We start from the raw sequence: 1,103 nt of genomic DNA, 5'->3' as shown, positions 1-1,103 counted from the left end.
CTGCCTGTCGTTCATGTCCATGCAGCGCCTCCACACTACGCGCCGCGGGTCGATGCCGAGTTCGTTGCCCTGGTATATGTGGTTGTCCACCATGGCCGCCAGCAAGTTGTTGGCTGCTCCTATGGCGTGGATGTCTCCGGTAAAGTGCAGGTTTATGTCTTCCATGGGCACTACCTGGGCGTAACCGCCGCCGGCCGCTCCGCCTTTTACGCCAAAGACCGGGCCAAGAGAGGGCTCCCTTAGAGCTATGGCCGCATTTTTGCCGAGCCTTCTTAAGGCATCGCCCAGGCCTACCGTCGTGGTGGTCTTTCCTTCACCGGCGGGCGTGGGGTTTATGGCAGTCACCAGAATCAGTTTGGCATCGGGTCTGTCTCCAAGGCGTTTTAATAAATTGTAATCTACCTTCGCCTTGTATTTGCCGTAGTATTCGATGTCGTCCTCGGAAAGCCCGAGTTTTGCGGCAATGTCCCTTATGTGCTCTAGTTTTGCCTCCTGGGCTATTTCTATGTCGCTTTTGAAAGCCATTTACACCCCGTCCTTTCCGGAATTTTTTTAATTGATTTTTTGCGGAGCCAGGCCGATGCTAAACCTTTTCATTATTAGCCTGGCAAAAATGGTGTATATTGGAATATTAAAAGCTTGAACGATACAGGAAGTAACTATCTTATAAACCAGCGGTATGCCGAAGAGCTTGTAGAGAAAATAGGGCACGAGTAACACCGAAGTTATTATCTGTCCGGTAGCTATCGCTATGGCAAGCTGCCAGATGGTCGGTTGTTTACTGTTAAAAAGTCTTATCATAAAACCGGGTATCATGCCGGTCAATGCAGCGGTAAGAGTGAAATGCGGCATATACGGCCCTGCCGGGTTTATCCAGTAACCCACCAGATCACCGACTGCTCCCACAATTCCTCCCGCTGCCGGGCCCATCGTAATCCCGGCCAGGATGACGGGAAATCCTCCGAATCCTATTCTTATCGCTTCCACCGTGCCGAATGCTATCCTTATGCTGGCAATTCGGGTAAGTATTATGTTCAGCACCACGAACATCGCCATGTAGGTTATCCTTTTAGTGCTCATTTTCATGAAATCGGTGTCCTCCT

2 protein-coding genes are annotated in these 1,103 nt (G+C 50.6%); both read right to left on the bottom strand.

The window, feature by feature from the left end; genetic code table 11:
- Positions 1-525: formate--tetrahydrofolate ligase (locus AN618_RS12410; protein WP_157081767.1), on the bottom strand; the 525-nt coding region annotated here is incomplete at its 3' end.
- Between the two features lie 27 nt (positions 526-552).
- On the bottom strand, positions 553-1,080 hold the full coding sequence (locus tag AN618_RS12405; protein WP_342670491.1) for a folate family ECF transporter S component: 528 nt from the start codon (positions 1,078-1,080) through the stop codon (positions 553-555).
- Positions 1,081-1,103 lie beyond the last annotated feature (23 nt).

The sequence above is a fragment of the Fervidicola ferrireducens genome (assembly GCF_001562425.1).
GTDB classification, from domain to species: Bacteria; Bacillota; Thermosediminibacteria; order Thermosediminibacterales; family Thermosediminibacteraceae; genus Fervidicola; species Fervidicola ferrireducens.
The sequence above is the reverse complement of the archived record's forward strand: the minus strand, read 5'-3'. Positions and strand labels throughout refer to the sequence as shown.